Source organism: Bacillus sp. JJ783, assembly GCF_036963225.1.
In the GTDB taxonomy this organism is placed as follows: domain Bacteria; phylum Bacillota; class Bacilli; order Bacillales; family Bacillaceae_G; genus Bacillus_A; species Bacillus_A cereus_U.
In genome coordinates, this window is the sequence record NZ_JBALMG010000171.1 from 6,980 (window position 1) to 7,246 (window position 267).

A 267-nucleotide genomic window follows, 5' to 3' on the forward strand; every position below is an offset into this window, starting at 1 on the left:
GATTGGTAAAAAATATCTTTTTCGTAATTCATAGATTTTGCTAAACTTTTATAAAGAAAAAGTTCTTTAATTTCATTCAAACTAAATCCTAGCCATTTGTACTCTAATATAAGCTCTATATCTTTTTGACAATACTCATCAAAAAAATAATGGCCCCCCTTCTTTTCGGGGATAATTAGCCCGAGATCCATATAATGTATAATCGTATCTATACTTAAATTATTTTTTTCTCCAAATTTACCGATTTTCATAATATCACTACCAATA

At 27.0% G+C, this 267-nt stretch carries 1 protein-coding gene; it reads right to left on the minus strand.

Annotated elements, in window-relative coordinates:
- Nucleotides 1–251 (minus strand): MerR family transcriptional regulator (locus V7038_RS26585; RefSeq protein WP_335695883.1); only part of this gene is annotated, 251 nt, incomplete at its 3' end.
- Nucleotides 252–267: the final 16 nt, after the last annotated feature.